Origin of the sequence: Arthrobacter sp. A2-55 (assembly GCF_025548615.1) — a bacterium.
In the GTDB taxonomy this organism is placed as follows: domain Bacteria; phylum Actinomycetota; class Actinomycetes; order Actinomycetales; family Micrococcaceae; genus Specibacter; species Specibacter silviterrae.
The window spans coordinates 14,904-30,867 of sequence record NZ_JAJLOZ010000034.1; the positions used below are offsets into that span (position 1 = coordinate 14,904).

Here is a 15,964-nt window from a genome sequence, read left to right on the forward strand (position 1 = left end):
TCATGACTTTGATCCGCACCGCCGTCCCCTCCGACGTCCCGGCCATTCTCGGCCTGATCCACGATCTGGCCGTTTACGAAAAGGAGCCCGACGCCGTCAAGAACACGGCGGCGCTGCTCCACGAAAACCTTTTTGGAGCGGACCCGGGAGTCCACGTGCACGTGGTGGACAACCCCGAAGCCGGCGGGCCGATCGTTGGTTTTGCGCTCTGGTTCCTGAATTACTCCACCTGGGAGGGCACCATGGGCATCCACCTCGAGGACCTGTACGTGCGCCCGGAGGCCCGCGGCAGCGGTTACGGCAAGCAGCTGCTGAGCACCCTGGCCGGCATTGCCGTGGAGCGCGGCTATGCACGGGTTGAGTGGAGCGTGCTGGACTGGAACAAGCCGTCCATCGACTTTTACAAGTCCATTGGTGCAGCACCCATGGACGGCTGGCACGTGTACCGGCTCGAAGGCCCCTCGCTGGGCCGCTTCGGCAACGCCGCGGAAGTTTCGGCATGAGCGCGCCGTACATCATGCGCGGAGTGCAGATGCGCGACCATCATTTTACGGTTCCCCTCGACCACGCCTTCCCGGCCGGGCCCACCATCGAACTTTTCGCCAGGGAACTTTCCGACCCGGCCCGCGACGCCACGGAACTTCCCTGGCTGCTCTTTTTGCAGGGCGGCCCGGGCGGCCGCGGGAACCGCCCCCTTGGCTTGAACGGCTGGCTGGGCGAAGCCAGCAAGAATTTCCGCGTGCTGATGCTGGACCAGCGCGGCACGGGCCTGTCCACGCCGGCTTCACGGCAGACGCTCCCGCTGGTGGGTGACACGGCCGCGCAGGCCGACTACCTTTCCCATTTCCGGGCCCCGGACATTGTGGCGGACGCCGAATTCATCCGCCGGGCACTGGGGTCGGGCCCGTGGTCGGTTTTCGGCCAGAGCTACGGCGGATTCTGTGCCCTGAGCTACCTGTCCTTTGCCCCCGAGGGCCTGAAGGAGGTGCTGGTCACGGGCGGGCTGGGCCCGCTCAACGGCCCCGCCGACCAGGTCTACGAGGCAACGTTCCGGCGGCTGGTGGCCCGCAACGCCGAGTACTTTGCCCGCTATCCCCAGGACAGGGCCCTGGTAACACGCCTCATGCGCCATGTCGCCGCGGTCCACGAGGCACTGCCGACCGGGGAACGGCTCACGCCGGAGCGGGTGCAGATGCTGGGGAACTACTTTGGCGGCAACACACGCATTGACGCCCTGCACTACCTGCTGGAGGACGCCTTTGTTTCCACGCCCGACGGCGACCGGCTCTCGGACAGTTTCCTGAGCCAGCTTTCCGCGCTGGTGACCCGGGCGGCGAATCCCCTGTATGCACTCATGCACGAATCCATCTACGTCCAGGGGGTGGCAAGCAACTGGGCCGCGGCACGCGTGCTGGCCGGCCGGCCCCACTTCGCGCCCGATGCCCCGGAGCCCCTGCTGACCGGCGAGGCAGTCTACCCCTGGTACTTTGAACAGGACCCGTCACTGGTGCCCTTGCGCGGGCTCGCGGAGCTCCTCGCTGCCCGCACCGAGGGCTGGGGCCCCCTGTACGACGAAGGGCAGCTGGCACGCAACACGGTGCCGGTGGCCGCCGCCGTCTACTCGGACGACATCTATGTGGACCGGGACCTTTCCATGGCCACCGCCGCCGCCGTCAGGGGCCTGCGGGTGTGGGAAAGCGCCGACTTCCACCATGACGGCATAGCCGACGACGGCGAGGGCATCTTCGCCCGGCTCCTGGAACTGGTTCGGGGGGAAGCCGCCTAGCACGGCAGCTTCCCCCTGGCCGGCTCAACCGGCGTTGAGTCGGCGTTCCTTGTTTTTCGAATGGACTATGCTGGCCACGATTGCGACGGCCATGGTACCGAGGATCACGGCCAGTGAGACGAAGGTGGGGATCTCCGGGGCCCAGGATATGGATTGGCCGCCATTGATGAATGGCAGCTCGTTGACGTGCATGGCGTGAAGCACCAGCTTGATGCCAATGAACGCCAGGATCACGGACAGGGCGTGCTTGAGGTACACCAGCCGGTCCATGAGACCGCCTAGCAGGAAGTACAGCTGGCGCAGGCCCATGAGCGCGAAAATGTTCGCGGTGAAGACAATGAACGCGCTTTGCGTCAGGCCGAAGATGGCAGGGATGGAATCCACGGCGAACAGCAGGTCAGTGACGCCGATGGTGACAAACACCACCAGCATGGGCGTGAACACCTTCTTGCCGGAGCTGGTGGTGGTGCGGAGGCGCCCGGCGTCGTAGCTGTCGGTCATGGGAATGACGCGGCGCACGGCACGGATGAGGAAGTTCTCCTTGTCGGCGTCCTCACCTTCGCTTTCCGGGCGGCTCTGCTTCCACGCGGTCCACAGCAGGAAGGCGCCGAAAATGTAGAACACCGCGCTGAACTGTTCGATCACCACCGCACCCACCATGATGAAAATGCCGCGTAGGACCAGGGCAATGATGATGCCCACCATCAACACTTCCTGCTGGTAGCGCCGCGGCACGGAGAAGCGGGCCATGATGATGATGAAAACAAACAGGTTGTCGATGCTGAGGCTGTATTCAGTCACCCAGCCGGCCACGAACTGGCCGCTGAATTCGGCGCCGGTGAAAAGGAACAGCATCGCCGCAAAAATAAGGGCGAGCCCAACGTAGAAGGCCACCCACAGCCCGGATTCCTTCATGGAGGGAATGTGGGGGCGCTTGATGACCAGCAGGAGGTCGGCGAGGAGGATCAGGCCCAGGACGGCAAAGGAGCCGACCTCAAACCATACGGGCAAATTGTGCATCGTGCACCTTTCAAGGCATGGAGGAAAGACATAAGTCTCTCCACCACCTTGACGGCGGCCGCTACACCCGGCGCAGCAACGGTGCCGCACGTGTTGACGAATGTAGCGTTTGGGATACTCCCCTACGTGCGATTAAGCCTACACGGTATTTGCGGCAGCCGCCTACGCGTGGCCGGCGCCCCGCATCTGGCGGAGCTCCTTTTTGAGATCCGCCACCTCGTCGCGCAGCCGGGCTGCCAGTTCGAAGTGCAGCTCGGCGGCGGCGCCGTGCATTTGGGCCGTAAGCTCTTCGATCAACTGCACCAGGTCCGCGGCGGGGCGGGCGGCCAGCCCGTCCGCGCGGACGGCGGACTTTGCCTTGTCGCGCTTGCCCCGGGCTTCCTCCAGCAGGGCTGCCGTGTCAGCATCCTCGCGGGCCAGCTGGTCCGTGATGTCAGCGATCTTCTTGCGCAGCGGCTGGGGGTCGATGCCGCGTTCGGTGTTGTAGGCCACCTGAATCTCACGCCGCCGGTTGGTCTCATCGATGGCGAACTGCATGGAGGCCGTGATCCTGTCCGCGTACATGTGCACCTGGCCCGACACGTTCCGGGCAGCGCGGCCAATGGTCTGGATCAGGGACGTCCCGGAGCGCAGGAACCCTTCCTTGTCCGCATCCAGGATGCTGACCAGCGACACCTCGGGCAGGTCCAGGCCTTCGCGGAGCAGGTTGATGCCCACCAGGACGTCAAAGACGCCCATGCGCAGTTCACGGAGCAGTTCGACCCGGCGCAGCGTGTCAACGTCGGAGTGCAGGTACTGGACCTTGATGCCGTTGCCGAGCAGGTAGTCCGTCAGGTCCTCGGCCATCCGCTTGGTCAGCGTGGTGACCAGCACGCGTTCACTCTTTTCGGTGCGCTCCCGGATCTCTCCCAGGAGGTCGTTGATCTGGTCCTTGGACGGCTTGACAATGATTTCGGGGTCAATGAGGCCGGTGGGGCGGATGATCTGCTGGACGTAGCCGTCCGACTTGCCGAGCTCGTACTTGCCCGGGGTGGCCGACATGTAGACCGTCTGCCCAACACGGTCCAGGAATTCGTCCCATTTCAGCGGCCTGTTGTCCATGGCGGAAGGCAGCCGGAAGCCGTGGTCCACGAGGGTCCGTTTCCGGGACATGTCGCCCTCATACATGGCGCCAATTTGGGGCACCGTCACATGGGACTCGTCAATGACCAGCAGGAAGTCGTCCGGGAAGTAGTCCAGCAGGCAGTGCGGTGCGCTTCCCTGCTCGCGGCCGTCAATGTGCCGCGAGTAGTTCTCAATGCCGTTGCAGAAGCCCATCTGCTCCATCATTTCCAGGTCATAGGTGGTGCGCATGCGCAGCCGCTGGGCCTCCAGGAGCTTGTTTTGGCTTTCCAGCTCCCTGGTGCGCTCCGCCAGCTCCTCCTCGATCTGCTTGACGGCGCGGGCCATCCGTTCAGGGCCGGCCACGTAGTGCGAGGCCGGGAAAACATACATTTCCGTTTCTTCCCGGATCACTTGTCCGGTCAGCGGGTGCAGCGTGTAAATGTTTTCAATTTCATCGCCGAAGAATTCGATCCGCAGGGCCTGTTCCTCATACATGGGGATGATCTCCACGGTGTCCCCGCGGACCCGGAACGTGCCGCGGTGGAAGTCAATGTCATTGCGTGCGTACTGCATGCCGACAAACTTCCGGAGCAGCTCGTCCCGGTTCATGGTTGCGCCCCGCGTCAGGGTGACCATGCCGGCAACATACTCCTCCGGCGTGCCCAGGCCGTAGATGCAGGACACCGTGGCCACCACGATGACGTCACGCCGGGTGAGCAGTGCATTCGTGGCCGAGTGCCTCAGGCGTTCCACTTCCTCGTTGACGGAGGAGTCCTTTTCAATGAACGTGTCCGACTGCGGAACGTAGGCCTCGGGCTGGTAGTAGTCGTAGTAGGAGACGAAGTATTCCACTGCATTGTTGGGCAGCAGCTCGCGGAATTCGTTGGCCAGCTGGGCTGCCAGTGTTTTGTTCTGCACCATGACCAGCGTGGGGCGCTGGACCTGCTCGATCAGCCATGCCGCCGTGGCCGACTTGCCGGTGCCCGTGGCGCCCAGGAGCACAATGTCCTTCTCACCGTTGGTGATCCGCTCGGTCAGCTCCTTGATGGCGGCCGGCTGGTCGCCTGCCGGCTGGAAGTCGCTAATGACCTCAAAAGGGGCAACAACACGGTTAATTTCCTGCGCAAGGCTCATGCGGTTAACGGTACCCCCGTTGCGACATGGGGAGGACTCCCCATCCATTCGATGCGTCAATTAGTCCACTGCATGTAAAAATAGTCCGAGACATCATCGCACCACCACCCGAATGAGGAAAAAATGACTTCCAATACACCTGAAAACCCCTACGGGCAGCCTGCACCGCAAGCGCCCTATGCACAGCCTGCACCCTACGGCCAGCAGCCTTACGGCGCCCCGGCCGAAGATCCCGGCAAGACCTTGGGCATCGTGGGCCTGGTGCTCTGCTTTGTCTTCTCCCTGGCCGGCCTGATCGTGTCCATCATTGCTAAGAAGAAGTCCACCGCGGCAGGGTTCAAGAACACCCCCGCGAACGTCGGCGTCATTCTTGGCTGGATCTTCACCATTCTTGGCCTGATCGTGGCGGTCATCTACATCATCGCCATCGTGGCCCTCCTCAACAACCCGGGACTGGTCAGCAACTAAGAGCCCCCAGCAAGGCAGGTGTCATCCCGCAAGGGAGGCACCTGCCTTTCTTATTGCCTGCCGGGGGCCGCCCAGCCCGTGGCGGACATCCACGCCGCAAGCTCCGGCAGCGCAGCGGGAAACCACGGCTCCTTCGCATCCGCATAGGCCGCCGTGGTGGCATCCGCGGAGTGTTCCGCGGCAAGGCCCCGCTTGAAGCTTTCGTAGCGCAGGCGCACGTGGGTGTCGGCCCGCAGCCAGTCGCGGAAGGCCAGCGCCAGCACCGCGCCAGGTGAGCCGTCAACCCGCACATGCAGGTTGACGGGCCGCCCGGGGTCCGCCGCATTGTGCAGGCGCTTCGCCCACCGTTCCCCGGTGTGGCCGCCACCGAAATCGTGGCCCGTGTCCCACCACTCCCCCGCCCGGCGCGGAAAGCCGGCGCCGGCCAGTTCATCCGCCACGGCGTCGGCCGCGGCCAATGAATGAACCCGCAGCTGCAGGTCGAGAACGTCCTTGGCAGCCAGGCCGGGCACCGACGTCGAGCCGATGTGGTCCACGCCCAGGGCGGAACTGCCCACGGCGTGCCTGATCCGCCCGGCCAGTCGGGCTGCCTGGGCAGGCCAGGCCGAATCCGGCTCCACGATGACCGGCGGCCCGGCCGTGGGTGCGGGCACGCCGGCCGCCAGGTTCCGGGCGAAGGGCACCAGCCGCTGGTGCCACAAGACATCCACCTGCGCCAGCACTTCCTCGGGCATGCCCGTGTTTGACAGCACGACGTCGGCAGCAGCCCGCCGCTGTTCGTCACCAAGCTGCGCGGCCATCCGGGCGTCGGCATCGGCCACGCTCATGCCGCGGCGGGACACCATCCGCTCCCGGCGCACCGCCGCAGGGGCATCAACCACCACCACAAGGTGAAAGGATGCCTCCTGGCCGGTCTCCACCAGCAGCGGGATGTCCTGGACAACTACGGCTCCCGGGCCGGCACCCTGTTTCAACGCGGCGGCCGCCGCGCGGACCAGCGGGTGGACAATGGCATTGAGTGCCTTCAGCTTGTCGGGGTCGGCAAACACCACGGCCCCCAGGGCAGGCCTGTCAAGGGAACCGTTCCCTGCCAGCACTGCGGGGCCAAATTCGGCCGCCACGGCGGCCAGGCCGGGGGTCCCGGGCGCCACCACGTCCCTGGCCAGCTGGTCCGCATCGATGACCACGGCGCCCAGCTCGCGGAACCGTGCGGACAGAAGTGACTTGCCGGATGCGATGCCGCCCGTGAGCCCAATCGAAAGCATGACTCCACACTAGACTGTCCTGGTGACCCACTCCGAGCAGCCTGCCGCCACGCCTGGAATCAGCAGCTACGCCACCCTGGCAGCCGGGCCGGACGTGCGCCATGAGCTGGTGGTGAAGAAGTCCCGTTTCATCACGGTGCTGCGGCGCGTGGAGGATGAGTCCGCGGCCCGGCTGCTGGTGGCCGAACTCCGGAGGGAGTTTTACGACGCCAGGCACCATTGTTCGGCGTTTGTGCTGGGTCCCGGGCGGGGTGTGCAGCGCTCCCATGACGACGGCGAGCCCTCCGGCACGGCCGGGCTGCCCATGCTTGAGGCACTGCTCAAGCGCGACACCGGGGGCGGCGCCGTTCCGGAGGCCATGCTCAGCGACGTGTGTGCCGTCGTCGTGCGCTATTTTGGGGGCATCCTGCTCGGTGCCGGAGGGCTGGTGCGGGCGTACTCGGAGTCCGTCAGCAGCTCCCTTGCCGTGGCGCCGCTGGTGCGACGGGACCGCATGCAGCTGTTTACGGTGGCTGTGGCGCATGGGGACGCGGGGCGGCTGGAGCACGAGCTCCGCAGTGCCGGCTACACCATGACGGGCAACAGCTACGGTGCCGCCACCACCTTGGTGGGGCTGGCGATGGCCGACGATTCCTCCGTGATTGCCGCGGCGCAGGACAAGCTGGCCTCGCTGACGGCGGGCCGGGCCATGCTGGTGCCGGCTGGCACGGATTGGGTGGATAGGCCGCTGGCGGCGCGCTGAAGCGCCCGTCCGATGGTCCGGCCGATTCAGCGTTCGCGGGCCAGGGCCCCTGCCACGTCCGGCCACGGCACCGTGAGGCGCTTCCCAAAGACGAGTGCCTTGGTGAGGTCGGCGTGAGCCACGACAATGCCGTCCTGGGATACCTCCAGTATGACGACGCCGTTGCACAGTTCAGGATCCGGGTCGCGCAACTGCCAGCGTTCCGCCAGCTCAGAAATCCCACGTTCCAGCAGCCGTTCCTCACCCGCCAGGAAGTCGGTGGGCCCGCCCACGGCGTGGCCCAGCAGGTTGTACGGCTGGACTTCGGACCAGTCGGGGGCCAGCGGCGCCAGATAGCCGACGGTCTCGCCGTCTCCGGAGCGGGCAACCTTCATCCAAGTCGACGCGGGCATGCCTGACCTTTCGTGTGGTGGCTGGGTGCAGCACTCCTTGGTGGGGTGCCGGGCTGTTAAAGGGAACGGGTCCCCCACCTGAAGGTGGAGGACCCGATCACTGAAGCGTTGGACGCCTGTCGGAAATTAGTTTCCGGTGAGCTTCTCACGCAGGGCGGCCAGGGCCTCGTCGGAAGCCAGGGTGCCGGCTCCGGCGTCGGAGACAGCCGGCTCGGAGGAGTAGCTGGTGCCTGCGGCTTCGCCGCTGGCACCGGCACCGTCAGCTGCTGCATCTTCTGCGGCGTGCTGGGCAACCTGCTTCTTGTGGGACTCCCAGCGGGCCTGGGCGTCAGCGTACTGCTGCTCCCAGACGGCGCGCTGGCTCTCGTAGCCTTCGAGCCATTCATTCGACTCGGGGTCGAACCCCTCGGGGTACTTGTAGTTGCCCTCTTCGTCGTACTCGGCAACCATGCCGTAGAGGGCCGGGTCGAACTCGGTGGAGTCGACGTCGACACCTTCGTTGGCCTGCTTGAGGGACAGCGAGATGCGGCGGCGTTCCAGGTCGATGTCGATGACCTTGACGAACAGTTCGTCGCCCACGGAGACAACCTGCTCGGCCAGCTCCACGTGGCGCACGGCCAGCTCGGAGATGTGGACCAGGCCTTCGATGCCGTCTTCAACGCGAACGAACGCGCCGAACGGAACCAGCTTGGTGACCTTTCCGGGGACAACCTGGCCCAGCGCGTGCGTGCGGGCGAAGGTCTGCCACGGATCTTCCTGCGTAGCCTTGAGCGAGAGCGACACGCGCTCGCGGTCCAGGTCCACTTCGAGCACCTCGACGGTGACTTCCTGGCCAACTTCGACAACCTCGGACGGGTGGTCGATGTGCTTCCAGGACAGCTCGGAAACGTGGACGAGGCCGTCCACCCCGCCCAGGTCCACGAAGGCACCGAAGTTGACGATGGAGGAAACAACGCCGGGACGAACCTGGCCCTTTTCCAGCTTGTTGAGGAACGTGGAGCGAACCTCGGACTGGGTCTGCTCGAGCCAGGCACGGCGGGACAGGACCACGTTGTTGCGGTTCTTGTCCAGCTCGATGATCTTGGCTTCGATCTGCTGGCCGATGTACGGAGCCAGGTCGCGCACACGGCGCATCTCGACGAGCGATGCGGGCAGGAAGCCGCGCAGGCCGATGTCGAGGATAAGACCACCCTTGACCACCTCGATGACGGTACCGGTGACGACACCGTCTTCTTCCTTGACCTTCTCGATGTCGCCCCAGGCGCGCTCGTACTGTGCGCGCTTCTTGGAGAGGATCAGGCGGCCTTCTTTATCTTCCTTCGTGAGGACCAAGGCTTCGACCTGGTCGCCCACGGAGACAACGTCCCCGGGGTCGACGTCGTGCTTGATGGAAAGCTCGCGGGAGGGGATGACACCTTCGGTCTTGTAACCGATGTCGAGCAGAACTTCGTCGCGGTCAACCTTGACAACAACACCTTCGACGAGATCGCCGTCGTTGAAGTACTTGATGGTTGCGTCCACTGCGGCGAGGAATTCTTCAGCAGTACCGATGTCGTTGATCGCAACAACAGGGGTACCAGTCTTCTCGTGGGTCGTGATGGTCATGTAGTAGGGGCTCCGATGTGGATAGTTGGCTGGGCCGGACACGTCCGGCTAATGATGATGGTTGCAGGGGTTCCTGCGGATGGTGCCTGCACGGTTCCGGGCAGGATTGACCGCCCATTACGTGCCCATTTAGTCTAGTTGTTCGCGCCTAGGAGCGCAAAACCCGGGTGCGGCGGCAATAATGGCGATTGTGGATAAATCGACCCTCCTGGTTTTGGGCCCCGCTGCCTGGATTTTGCTGGCCGCCCTGCTGGTCCTGGCCGCCGCAGTCTGGCGCCTGGCCCTGGAGGGCTCCCCTGCCCAAATGCTGGTGGCGGGGCTGCGCGCCCTGGTGCAGCTGGCCGCCGTTGCGCTGGTCATCGCGTTCCTGGCCAACCGCGGCGCCTGGGCGTTCGCCTTTGTGGGGCTGATGTTTGTGGTGGCCGTCTGGACCTCCGGCCACCGGGTGGCGCCGTCGGGCCGGTGGTGGATGGCCGCCGTCCCGCTGGCGGCCGGGGTGGTGCCGGTGGCTGCCTTGATGTTTGCGGCGGGCGTGCTGCCGTTCAACGCCCTGGCCATCATTGCCGTGGTGGGCCAGCAAATCGGCGGGGCCATGTCCACCGTGACCTTGGGCGGGCGGCGTGTGCGGGACGAACTGGACGTGCGCCGCGGCGAGGTGGAGGCCGCCGTCGCGCTTGGATTCCAGTGGCCGGCAGCCCGGCTCATGGTGGGCCGCCCGGTGGCCGGGGAGGCTGTGCTGCCCTCCATCGACCAAACCCGCACGGCCGGCCTGGTGACCCTGCCCGGCGCGTTCGTGGGGATGATCCTGGGCGGTGCCACCCCCTTGGATGCAGGCCTCATCCAGCTGCTGGTGTTGATTTCACTGCTGCTGGTCAACTCGACGGCAGCCGCGGCCACGCTCTGGCTGGCCTGCCGCGGAGCGTGGGTGCGGGAGCCCGCCTGAAGCATCCCCCGGGCCCCGGCAGGGCCCGACTGTCAGTCGGGGTTGCCCAGGACCACGTGGGAGCGGCTGTGGGTGAGGTAGTCGTCCGCCCACGAAACCAGGGCGCTGATGCGCTGGCGGTTGCCCGACAGCAGCACCACATGGACGCCCAGCCAGGCCAGAAACGCCAGCGGTCCCTGCATTTGGATGCGCTTGGGGCCCAGCTCGGCCACCGCGGCGCCCCGGCCAATCATGGCCATGTAGCCCTTGTCCACATAGGCAAACGGTGCCCGCGTGCCGCCGGTGAGGTCGGCGTGGATGTTGCGGGCAGCCCACTTTCCCGCCTGCTGGGCACATGAGCCCAACTGGGGCAGTTTCACTCCGTGGGCGTCGGTCATGTTGGCTGCATCGCCGAGGACGTAGACGCCGGGGGCGCCGGGGGCCGTCAGGTCCGGGTTGACGTCAATGCGGCCGCCGCGTCCCTGTTCCAGGCCCGACGCGGCGACAACGGCACCTGCCTTGAGCCCGCCGGCCCAGACAATAATTTGGGCGGGCAGCGAGGTGCCGTCGGCAAAGGTCACGCCGTCCTGGCGGACGTCGGTGACGCCGGAGCCCATCTTGAGCACGACGCCGGCCTCCTGGAGGCGCTTCGTGGCGTAGGCCTTGGACTTGTCCGAAAAGGGCGTCAGCACGCTCGGGACCATGTCCACGAGATGGACGCTTGAGTTCGCGGCCAGTTCCGGGGAAAAGTATTTGGGAATGACGTATTTGAAGTTCTCGGCGATGGCCCCCGCCGTCTCCACGCCCGTGGGCCCGCCGCCGACCACCACAATGTGCACGCCGCCGCCACCACTGTCCCGTTGGGCCGCGTCAAGCGTGTGGACCATGGCATTGCCCAGTCGCACCGCGTCAGTCACGGAATACAGGGGGTAGGCATTCTCCTGGGCGCCGGGGGTGTTGAAGTAGTTCGCCTCGGCGCCGGCAGCCAGGACCAGGATGTCGGCGTGGAAGGTGTCGCCCTGGTCCGTGGTGACGGTGTGGGCCGCAACGTCCACGGACGCCACCTTCGCCGTGAGCACGGTGGCGCTGCGGTAGCGCTGGAACAGGCCGCGGAACGTCCGCGTGACCTCGGAGACGCCAATCTGCGCTGTCGCCACCTGGTAGAGCAAGGGCTGGAATTGGTGGTAGTTGTGCTGGTCAATGAGCAGCACCTTCACGCCCTTGCGGCCCAGTTCCTTGACGGCGGCCACGCCGGCAAAGCCTCCGCCCACCACGATGACCTGGAACGACGTTTCCATTGCCTGGCTCCTTCATCCGTGCCGGGCCCGCCGGCCGTGGAACTGCTGCCTCTTGTGATGCATCCTACCCGCGACACGGGCGAAGTGGCAGGACAGGGGCAGGCGCCTAAAAGTTTGTCAGGCTGTGGGCGGGGCCCGGCGGGGCGAAGAGTGCGTCGAAGCGGGCCACGGCCCCCGGGACGTCCTCCCGGACCCGTCCCGCGGCGGACAGGGTGCGCGCGCTGACAGCACCCAGGTAGATGCTGGACAGTTCGCTGACCCCCAAGCCCAGCTCTGCTTCAACGGAGCCGTCTTCGGGGCAGCGTTTCACGGTGGCCATCCCGTGGACCACGTCAATGCGGAAAATGCCGGACGCGTGGCCCAGGGGGTCCCCCACGTGGACCGTGATGCTGCCGTCGGAAAGGTAGTGCCGTGCGGCCAGGGCTGCAGGCGTGTCCAGGATGCGCAGCCACAGGTGGTCCTCGGTGCCGGTGCGGTTGTAGTCGCGCTTGGCAGCCATGGCCCATTCCAGCGGGTCCACTTCCGGTGCCATGGTCCACGTGATCCGTTCGATCAGGTCCAAGGAGCCCAGATAGTTCCACAACGCCAAATATGCACTTTCACCGACCGCCAGCAGGTCCACCACCTCAACCGTGGGCGGCTTCGCTTCCTCGTTTGGCCTGTAGGTGACATACCCGTCGATCTCGCCGGCGTCGTCGTAGTGCAGCGCGGCCCGGATGTTGCGCACCGGGGTCATGGACGCGTAATTGCCCTGGCCCGAGGCCACCAGCCGGTACATGTCGTGCCGGCCGATCGACCCGTAGGTGGCAGCGTGCACGCGGGCAAAAATTTCATGGTGCAGGTCACGGACCACCAGCGGATCGGCCACCTCCACGGTTCCCTGCGCAGCGGCGGACGGGTTGTGGAAGGCAATGCCGCCCCGCGTGGCCACTTCCACCGTGCACTTGTGGGTGGCGACGCCAAAGCCGAAACGGCCATAGATGGTTGCCTCGGACGCGGTCAGCGCGGCCAGGGGGATGCCGGCGGCCTTGGCCTGGGCCAGGTCGGAGCTGATCATGGCACGCAGGATCCCTCGGCGCCGGTGGCTGGGGCGCACGGTGACCGCGGTGATCTGGTGCACCGGCAGCAGGGTGCCCCCGCCGACGTTGAGGTTCTTGCGGTGGTACGCGTAGGTGGCCACCGGGTACTCCGGGCCCCATGCACCCGCGGGGGCGGCCGCGTCCTTCAGGTACGCGCCCGTGGCCATGCGCCCGTCAGCCTGTTCCAGCACGGCGAACTTGGCCAGGTTCTCCCCTGTGGGCGCGTCCCCGTAGAAACCGAGTGCAACGGCCTGGGACCACTTGGCGACTTCCTCGGGGACCACCCCGTCAACCAGCCGGACGGGAAACGAGCGCAGTTCATAAGGGAACGACCGCGGATTCCGGCCGGGGATCTCACGCTCGTGGCTCATGGTGCTTCCTCCGTAGGTCCGTTTTTCTCTGGCTGTCTGTGGGGCGGGCGGGGCGGCTAGTGGCCGGCGTCGTTCCAGCTGGAGCCGACGCCGACCTGGACTTCCAGCGGCACCAACAGGTCTGCGGCAGCCCCCATTTGGGCCACGACCAGCGCCTGGACGGCGTCCCGCTCCCCCGGCCAGATCTCCAGGACCAGTTCGTCGTGGACCTGAAGAAGCATGCGGGACTTGAGCCCCTGCTTGTCCAGTTCCGCGGCAACACCGAGCATGGCGTGCTTGATGATGTCGGCGGCGGATCCCTGGATGGGCGAATTCAGCGCCACGCGTTCGGCCAGGTCGCGGAGCTGGCGGTCCGTGCTGGTCAGGTCCGGCAGGTAGCGGCGGCGGCCCTCAATGGTGGAGGTGAAGCCGTCAATGCGGGCCTGTTCGACCACGCCGCGCAGGTAGTCGCGCACCCCGCCAAACCTGTCGAAGTAGTCCTTGACCAGGGTGCGGGCCTCATCCACCGAGATTTCCAGCTGCTTGGACAGGCCAAAGCTGGTCAGCCCGTAGGCCAGCCCGTAGGACATGGCCTTGACCTTGGAGCGCATGGCGGAGGTGACCTCCTCGGGGGCAACGCCGAACACGTGCGATCCCACGTAGCGGTGCAGGTCCTCACCCTGGGCGTATGCCTGGATGAGGCCGGCGTCCCCGGACAGGTGGGCCATGATGCGCATTTCGATCTGCGAGTAGTCCGCTGCCAGCAGGCATTCATAGCCGTCGCTGACCACGAACAGGTCGCGGACGCGGCGCCCCTCTTCGCTGCGGATGGGGATGTTCTGCAGGTTCGGGTTGTTGGAGGACAGCCGGCCCGTGGCAGCCACGTTTTGTGCGTAGGTGGTGTGGATGCGCCCGTCGGCGTCCACTGACTTCTTCAGGGTTTCCACCATCTGCTTGAGCTTGGATGCCTCGCGGTGTGCCATGAGCTGGGCCAGGAATTCGTGTCCGGTCTTTTCCAGCAGGGCCTTCAGGGAGGCCGCGTCCGTGGTGTAGCCGGTCTTGATCTTCTTGGTCTTGGGCAGGCCCAGCTCCTCAAAGAGCACCTCCTGCAGCTGCTTCGGCGAGCCCAGGTTCACCTCGTGGCCGATGGCATCAAAGGCCGCTGCCTGGGCGGCGTTCATGGCTGCCGTGAAATCAGCCAGGAGGGCGTCGAGGCGCTCCTGGGAGACGTCAATGCCTGTCAGTTCCATTTGCGCCAGGACGGCGGCGAGCGGCAGTTCCAGCTGTGCCAGCAGTGTGGCCGCGCCGCGCTCCGCCAGCATCGGGGCAAAGTGTTCGCTGAGCAGGAGGGCCACGTAGCCGCGCTGGACGGCGTCGGCGAACCTGGCCCCGCCTTCCAGGCCCAGGTCAAGCTGGCCGGCGTCTGAGGTGCCGGCCGCGGCGAAGGTGACCTTGAGGTGCATCTGGCTCAGGTCCGGCAGGTCGTAGCTGCGGCGGTCGGGCTGGATCAGGTAGCCGGACAGTGACGTGTCATCCACCACTCCTCCCAGCGAATGCCCGCGGGGGGCCAGCGCCTTGAGCGCTTCCTTGTATTCGTGGACCACCTTGGGCGCGTCCCCCGCCAGCCACGTGCCGAGTTGCCTGTCAAGGGCCTCGTCTGCCGTCCCGAGTTCGACGACGGCGGCCGAGTCCGCGCGGACCAGCGCCACCGCAACTGCCTCCCGCTGGAGACCCAGGGGCTCGCTCAGCACGTCCACGGCGGTCAGCGTGGCCTTGCCGGCCGCGAGCCACTTTTTCAGCGCGGCAGCCTCCGTGACCAACTGGTGGGCTGGCACCTGGTGGCCCTCGCCGTCGTCGTGCTCCTCCTCCTCACCGAACAGGTCGAAGAGGCGCTTGCGGAGGGTGTTGAACTGGAGGGCGTCGAAGAGCTCCTCCACAGCCTCGCGGTCAGGCGCCTGGAGGACCATGTCATCCAGGGCAACGGGGAGTTCCATGTCCCGCAGCAGGTGGTTGAGGCGGCGGTTGCGCTTGACGTCGTCCACGTGGGCACGCAGTGACTCGCCCACCTTCCCGCCGATCGAGTCCAGGTTGTCCAGGATGCCCTCGAGGCCGCCGTACTGGTTGATCCACTTGGCAGCCGTCTTCGGGCCAACCCCCGGCACGCCGGGGAGGTTGTCGGCCGTCTCCCCGACCAGCGCGGCCAGGTCCGAATACCTGTTGGGCGGCACGAAGTACTTTGCTTCCACCGCGGCGGCGTCCATGGGCGGGATGTCGGAGATGCCCTTTTTGGGGTAGAGCACCAGCACCTTGTCGGTGATGAGCTGGAAGGCGTCCCGGTCCCCCGACACCACCAGCACGTCCCAGCCGGCGGTTTCACCCTGGACGGAGAGCGTGGCAATGATGTCGTCCGCCTCGAAGCCGTCTACGGAGATGGTGGGGATGTTCATGGCGGCCATGACCTTGATGATGAGGTCGATCTGCCCGTAGAAGTCCTCGGGCGTTTTGTTGCGCCCCCCCTTGTATTCCGTGTACTCCAGGGACCGGAAGGTGGGGGTGTCCAGGTCGAAGGCAACCACCACGTGTGTGGGCTTTTGCTGGCGGATCATGGTCAAAAGCATGGACGTGAAGCCGTGGACGGCGTTGGTGTGCTGGCCGGTGTCCGTGGCGAAATTCTCCGGCGGCAGGGCGTAAAAGGCGCGGAATGCCATGGAATGGCCGTCGATCACCAGCAGGCGCGGCGTTTCCCCGTCCTGGGTGGCAGCGGAAACAGGTGTCGGGGGGGCCGTCTTGGCAGATTCA

Annotated in this window: 13 protein-coding genes; 5 read left to right on the forward strand and 8 right to left on the reverse strand. The window is 65.9% G+C overall.

The genetic code is table 11. The annotated features are described in order from the left end of the window. The first annotated feature begins 2 nt into the window (after positions 1-2). On the forward strand, positions 3-503 hold the full coding sequence (locus LPN03_RS10990; protein WP_165180674.1) for a GNAT family N-acetyltransferase: 501 nt from the start codon (positions 3-5) through the stop codon (positions 501-503). Then, positions 500-1,786: an alpha/beta fold hydrolase gene (locus tag LPN03_RS10995; RefSeq protein ID WP_240901662.1), complete on the forward strand. Its 1,287-nt coding sequence runs from the start codon at positions 500-502 to the stop codon at positions 1,784-1,786. The genes LPN03_RS10990 and LPN03_RS10995 overlap by 4 nt, the downstream gene beginning before the upstream one ends. A gap of 24 nt (positions 1,787-1,810) precedes the next feature. On the opposite strand, the gene LPN03_RS11000 is transcribed toward LPN03_RS10995, so the two are convergent. Together LPN03_RS11000 and uvrB are read right to left on the reverse strand one after the other, a co-directional pair. Next, complete coding sequence (locus tag LPN03_RS11000) at positions 1,811-2,806, reverse strand: TerC family protein (protein WP_165180673.1); 996 nt, start codon at positions 2,804-2,806, stop codon at positions 1,811-1,813. A 162-nt stretch (positions 2,807-2,968) separates the two neighbouring features. Then, complete coding sequence (uvrB, locus tag LPN03_RS11005) at positions 2,969-5,044, reverse strand: excinuclease ABC subunit UvrB (protein ID WP_165180672.1); 2,076 nt, start codon at positions 5,042-5,044, stop codon at positions 2,969-2,971. A 123-nt stretch (positions 5,045-5,167) separates the two neighbouring features. Between uvrB and LPN03_RS11010 the strand changes: the two genes are divergently transcribed. Next, on the forward strand, positions 5,168-5,512 hold the full coding sequence (locus tag LPN03_RS11010) for a DUF4190 domain-containing protein (protein WP_262454263.1): 345 nt from the start codon (positions 5,168-5,170) through the stop codon (positions 5,510-5,512). Positions 5,513-5,562: 50 nt separating this feature from the next. Here the strand turns inward: LPN03_RS11010 and coaE are convergent, their stop codons facing one another. After that, positions 5,563-6,777 (reverse strand): dephospho-CoA kinase, encoded by a 1,215-nt coding sequence (gene coaE / locus LPN03_RS11015; protein ID WP_262454264.1) that lies wholly within the window; start codon positions 6,775-6,777, stop codon positions 5,563-5,565. A gap of 19 nt (positions 6,778-6,796) precedes the next feature. Between coaE and LPN03_RS11020 the strand changes: the two genes are divergently transcribed. Beyond that, complete coding sequence (locus LPN03_RS11020) at positions 6,797-7,519, forward strand: IMPACT family protein (RefSeq protein WP_410468583.1); 723 nt, start codon at positions 6,797-6,799, stop codon at positions 7,517-7,519. A 26-nt stretch (positions 7,520-7,545) separates the two neighbouring features. Here LPN03_RS11020 and LPN03_RS11025 read toward each other — a convergent pair whose 3' ends face one another. Together LPN03_RS11025 and rpsA are read right to left on the reverse strand one after the other, a co-directional pair. After that, positions 7,546-7,911: a hypothetical protein gene (locus tag LPN03_RS11025; RefSeq protein ID WP_165180669.1), complete on the reverse strand. Its 366-nt coding sequence runs from the start codon at positions 7,909-7,911 to the stop codon at positions 7,546-7,548. A 126-nt stretch (positions 7,912-8,037) separates the two neighbouring features. Further along, entirely contained in the window at positions 8,038-9,516 is a 1,479-nt protein-coding gene (gene rpsA / locus LPN03_RS11030) for a 30S ribosomal protein S1 (protein ID WP_165180668.1), read from the reverse strand. Positions 9,517-9,706: 190 nt separating this feature from the next. Here rpsA and LPN03_RS11035 point away from each other — a divergent pair, with 190 nt between their 5' ends. Continuing rightward, positions 9,707-10,459 (forward strand): ABC transporter permease, encoded by a 753-nt coding sequence (locus LPN03_RS11035; RefSeq protein WP_262454266.1) that lies wholly within the window; start codon positions 9,707-9,709, stop codon positions 10,457-10,459. A 32-nt stretch (positions 10,460-10,491) separates the two neighbouring features. On the opposite strand, the gene LPN03_RS11040 is transcribed toward LPN03_RS11035, so the two are convergent. From LPN03_RS11040 to polA, 3 genes are all read right to left on the reverse strand, one after another. Further along, complete coding sequence (locus LPN03_RS11040; protein ID WP_165180666.1) at positions 10,492-11,736, reverse strand: NAD(P)/FAD-dependent oxidoreductase; 1,245 nt, start codon at positions 11,734-11,736, stop codon at positions 10,492-10,494. A gap of 106 nt (positions 11,737-11,842) precedes the next feature. Continuing rightward, positions 11,843-13,186, reverse strand: coding sequence for a GNAT family N-acetyltransferase (locus LPN03_RS11045; RefSeq protein WP_165180665.1), 1,344 nt, complete (start codon positions 13,184-13,186; stop codon positions 11,843-11,845). A gap of 56 nt (positions 13,187-13,242) precedes the next feature. Next, positions 13,243-15,873: a DNA polymerase I gene (gene polA / locus LPN03_RS11050; protein WP_262454274.1), complete on the reverse strand. Its 2,631-nt coding sequence runs from the start codon at positions 15,871-15,873 to the stop codon at positions 13,243-13,245. Positions 15,874-15,964 lie beyond the last annotated feature (91 nt).

Bases quoted from the DNA above. Each gene is read 5' to 3' on its own strand.
- LPN03_RS11000 (WP_165180673.1), bottom strand. From the start codon at position 2,806: ATGCACAATTTGCCCGTATGGTTTGAGGTCGGCTCCTTTGCCGTCCTG.
- LPN03_RS11045 (WP_165180665.1), bottom strand. From the start codon at position 13,186: ATGAGCCACGAGCGTGAGATCCCCGGCCGGAATCCGCGGTCGTTCCCT.
- polA (WP_262454274.1), bottom strand. From the start codon at position 15,873: ATGGCATTCCGCGCCTTTTACGCCCTGCCGCCGGAGAATTTCGCCACG.
- LPN03_RS11040 (WP_165180666.1), bottom strand. From the start codon at position 11,736: ATGGAAACGTCGTTCCAGGTCATCGTGGTGGGCGGAGGCTTTGCCGGC.
- LPN03_RS11025 (WP_165180669.1), bottom strand. From the start codon at position 7,911: ATGCCCGCGTCGACTTGGATGAAGGTTGCCCGCTCCGGAGACGGCGAG.
- LPN03_RS10990 (WP_165180674.1), top strand. From the start codon at position 3: ATGACTTTGATCCGCACCGCCGTCCCCTCCGACGTCCCGGCCATTCTC.
- LPN03_RS11010 (WP_262454263.1), top strand. From the start codon at position 5,168: ATGACTTCCAATACACCTGAAAACCCCTACGGGCAGCCTGCACCGCAA.
- rpsA (WP_165180668.1), bottom strand. From the start codon at position 9,516: ATGACCATCACGACCCACGAGAAGACTGGTACCCCTGTTGTTGCGATC.
- coaE (WP_262454264.1), bottom strand. From the start codon at position 6,777: ATGCTTTCGATTGGGCTCACGGGCGGCATCGCATCCGGCAAGTCACTT.
- uvrB (WP_165180672.1), bottom strand. From the start codon at position 5,044: ATGAGCCTTGCGCAGGAAATTAACCGTGTTGTTGCCCCTTTTGAGGTC.
- LPN03_RS10995 (WP_240901662.1), top strand. From the start codon at position 500: ATGAGCGCGCCGTACATCATGCGCGGAGTGCAGATGCGCGACCATCAT.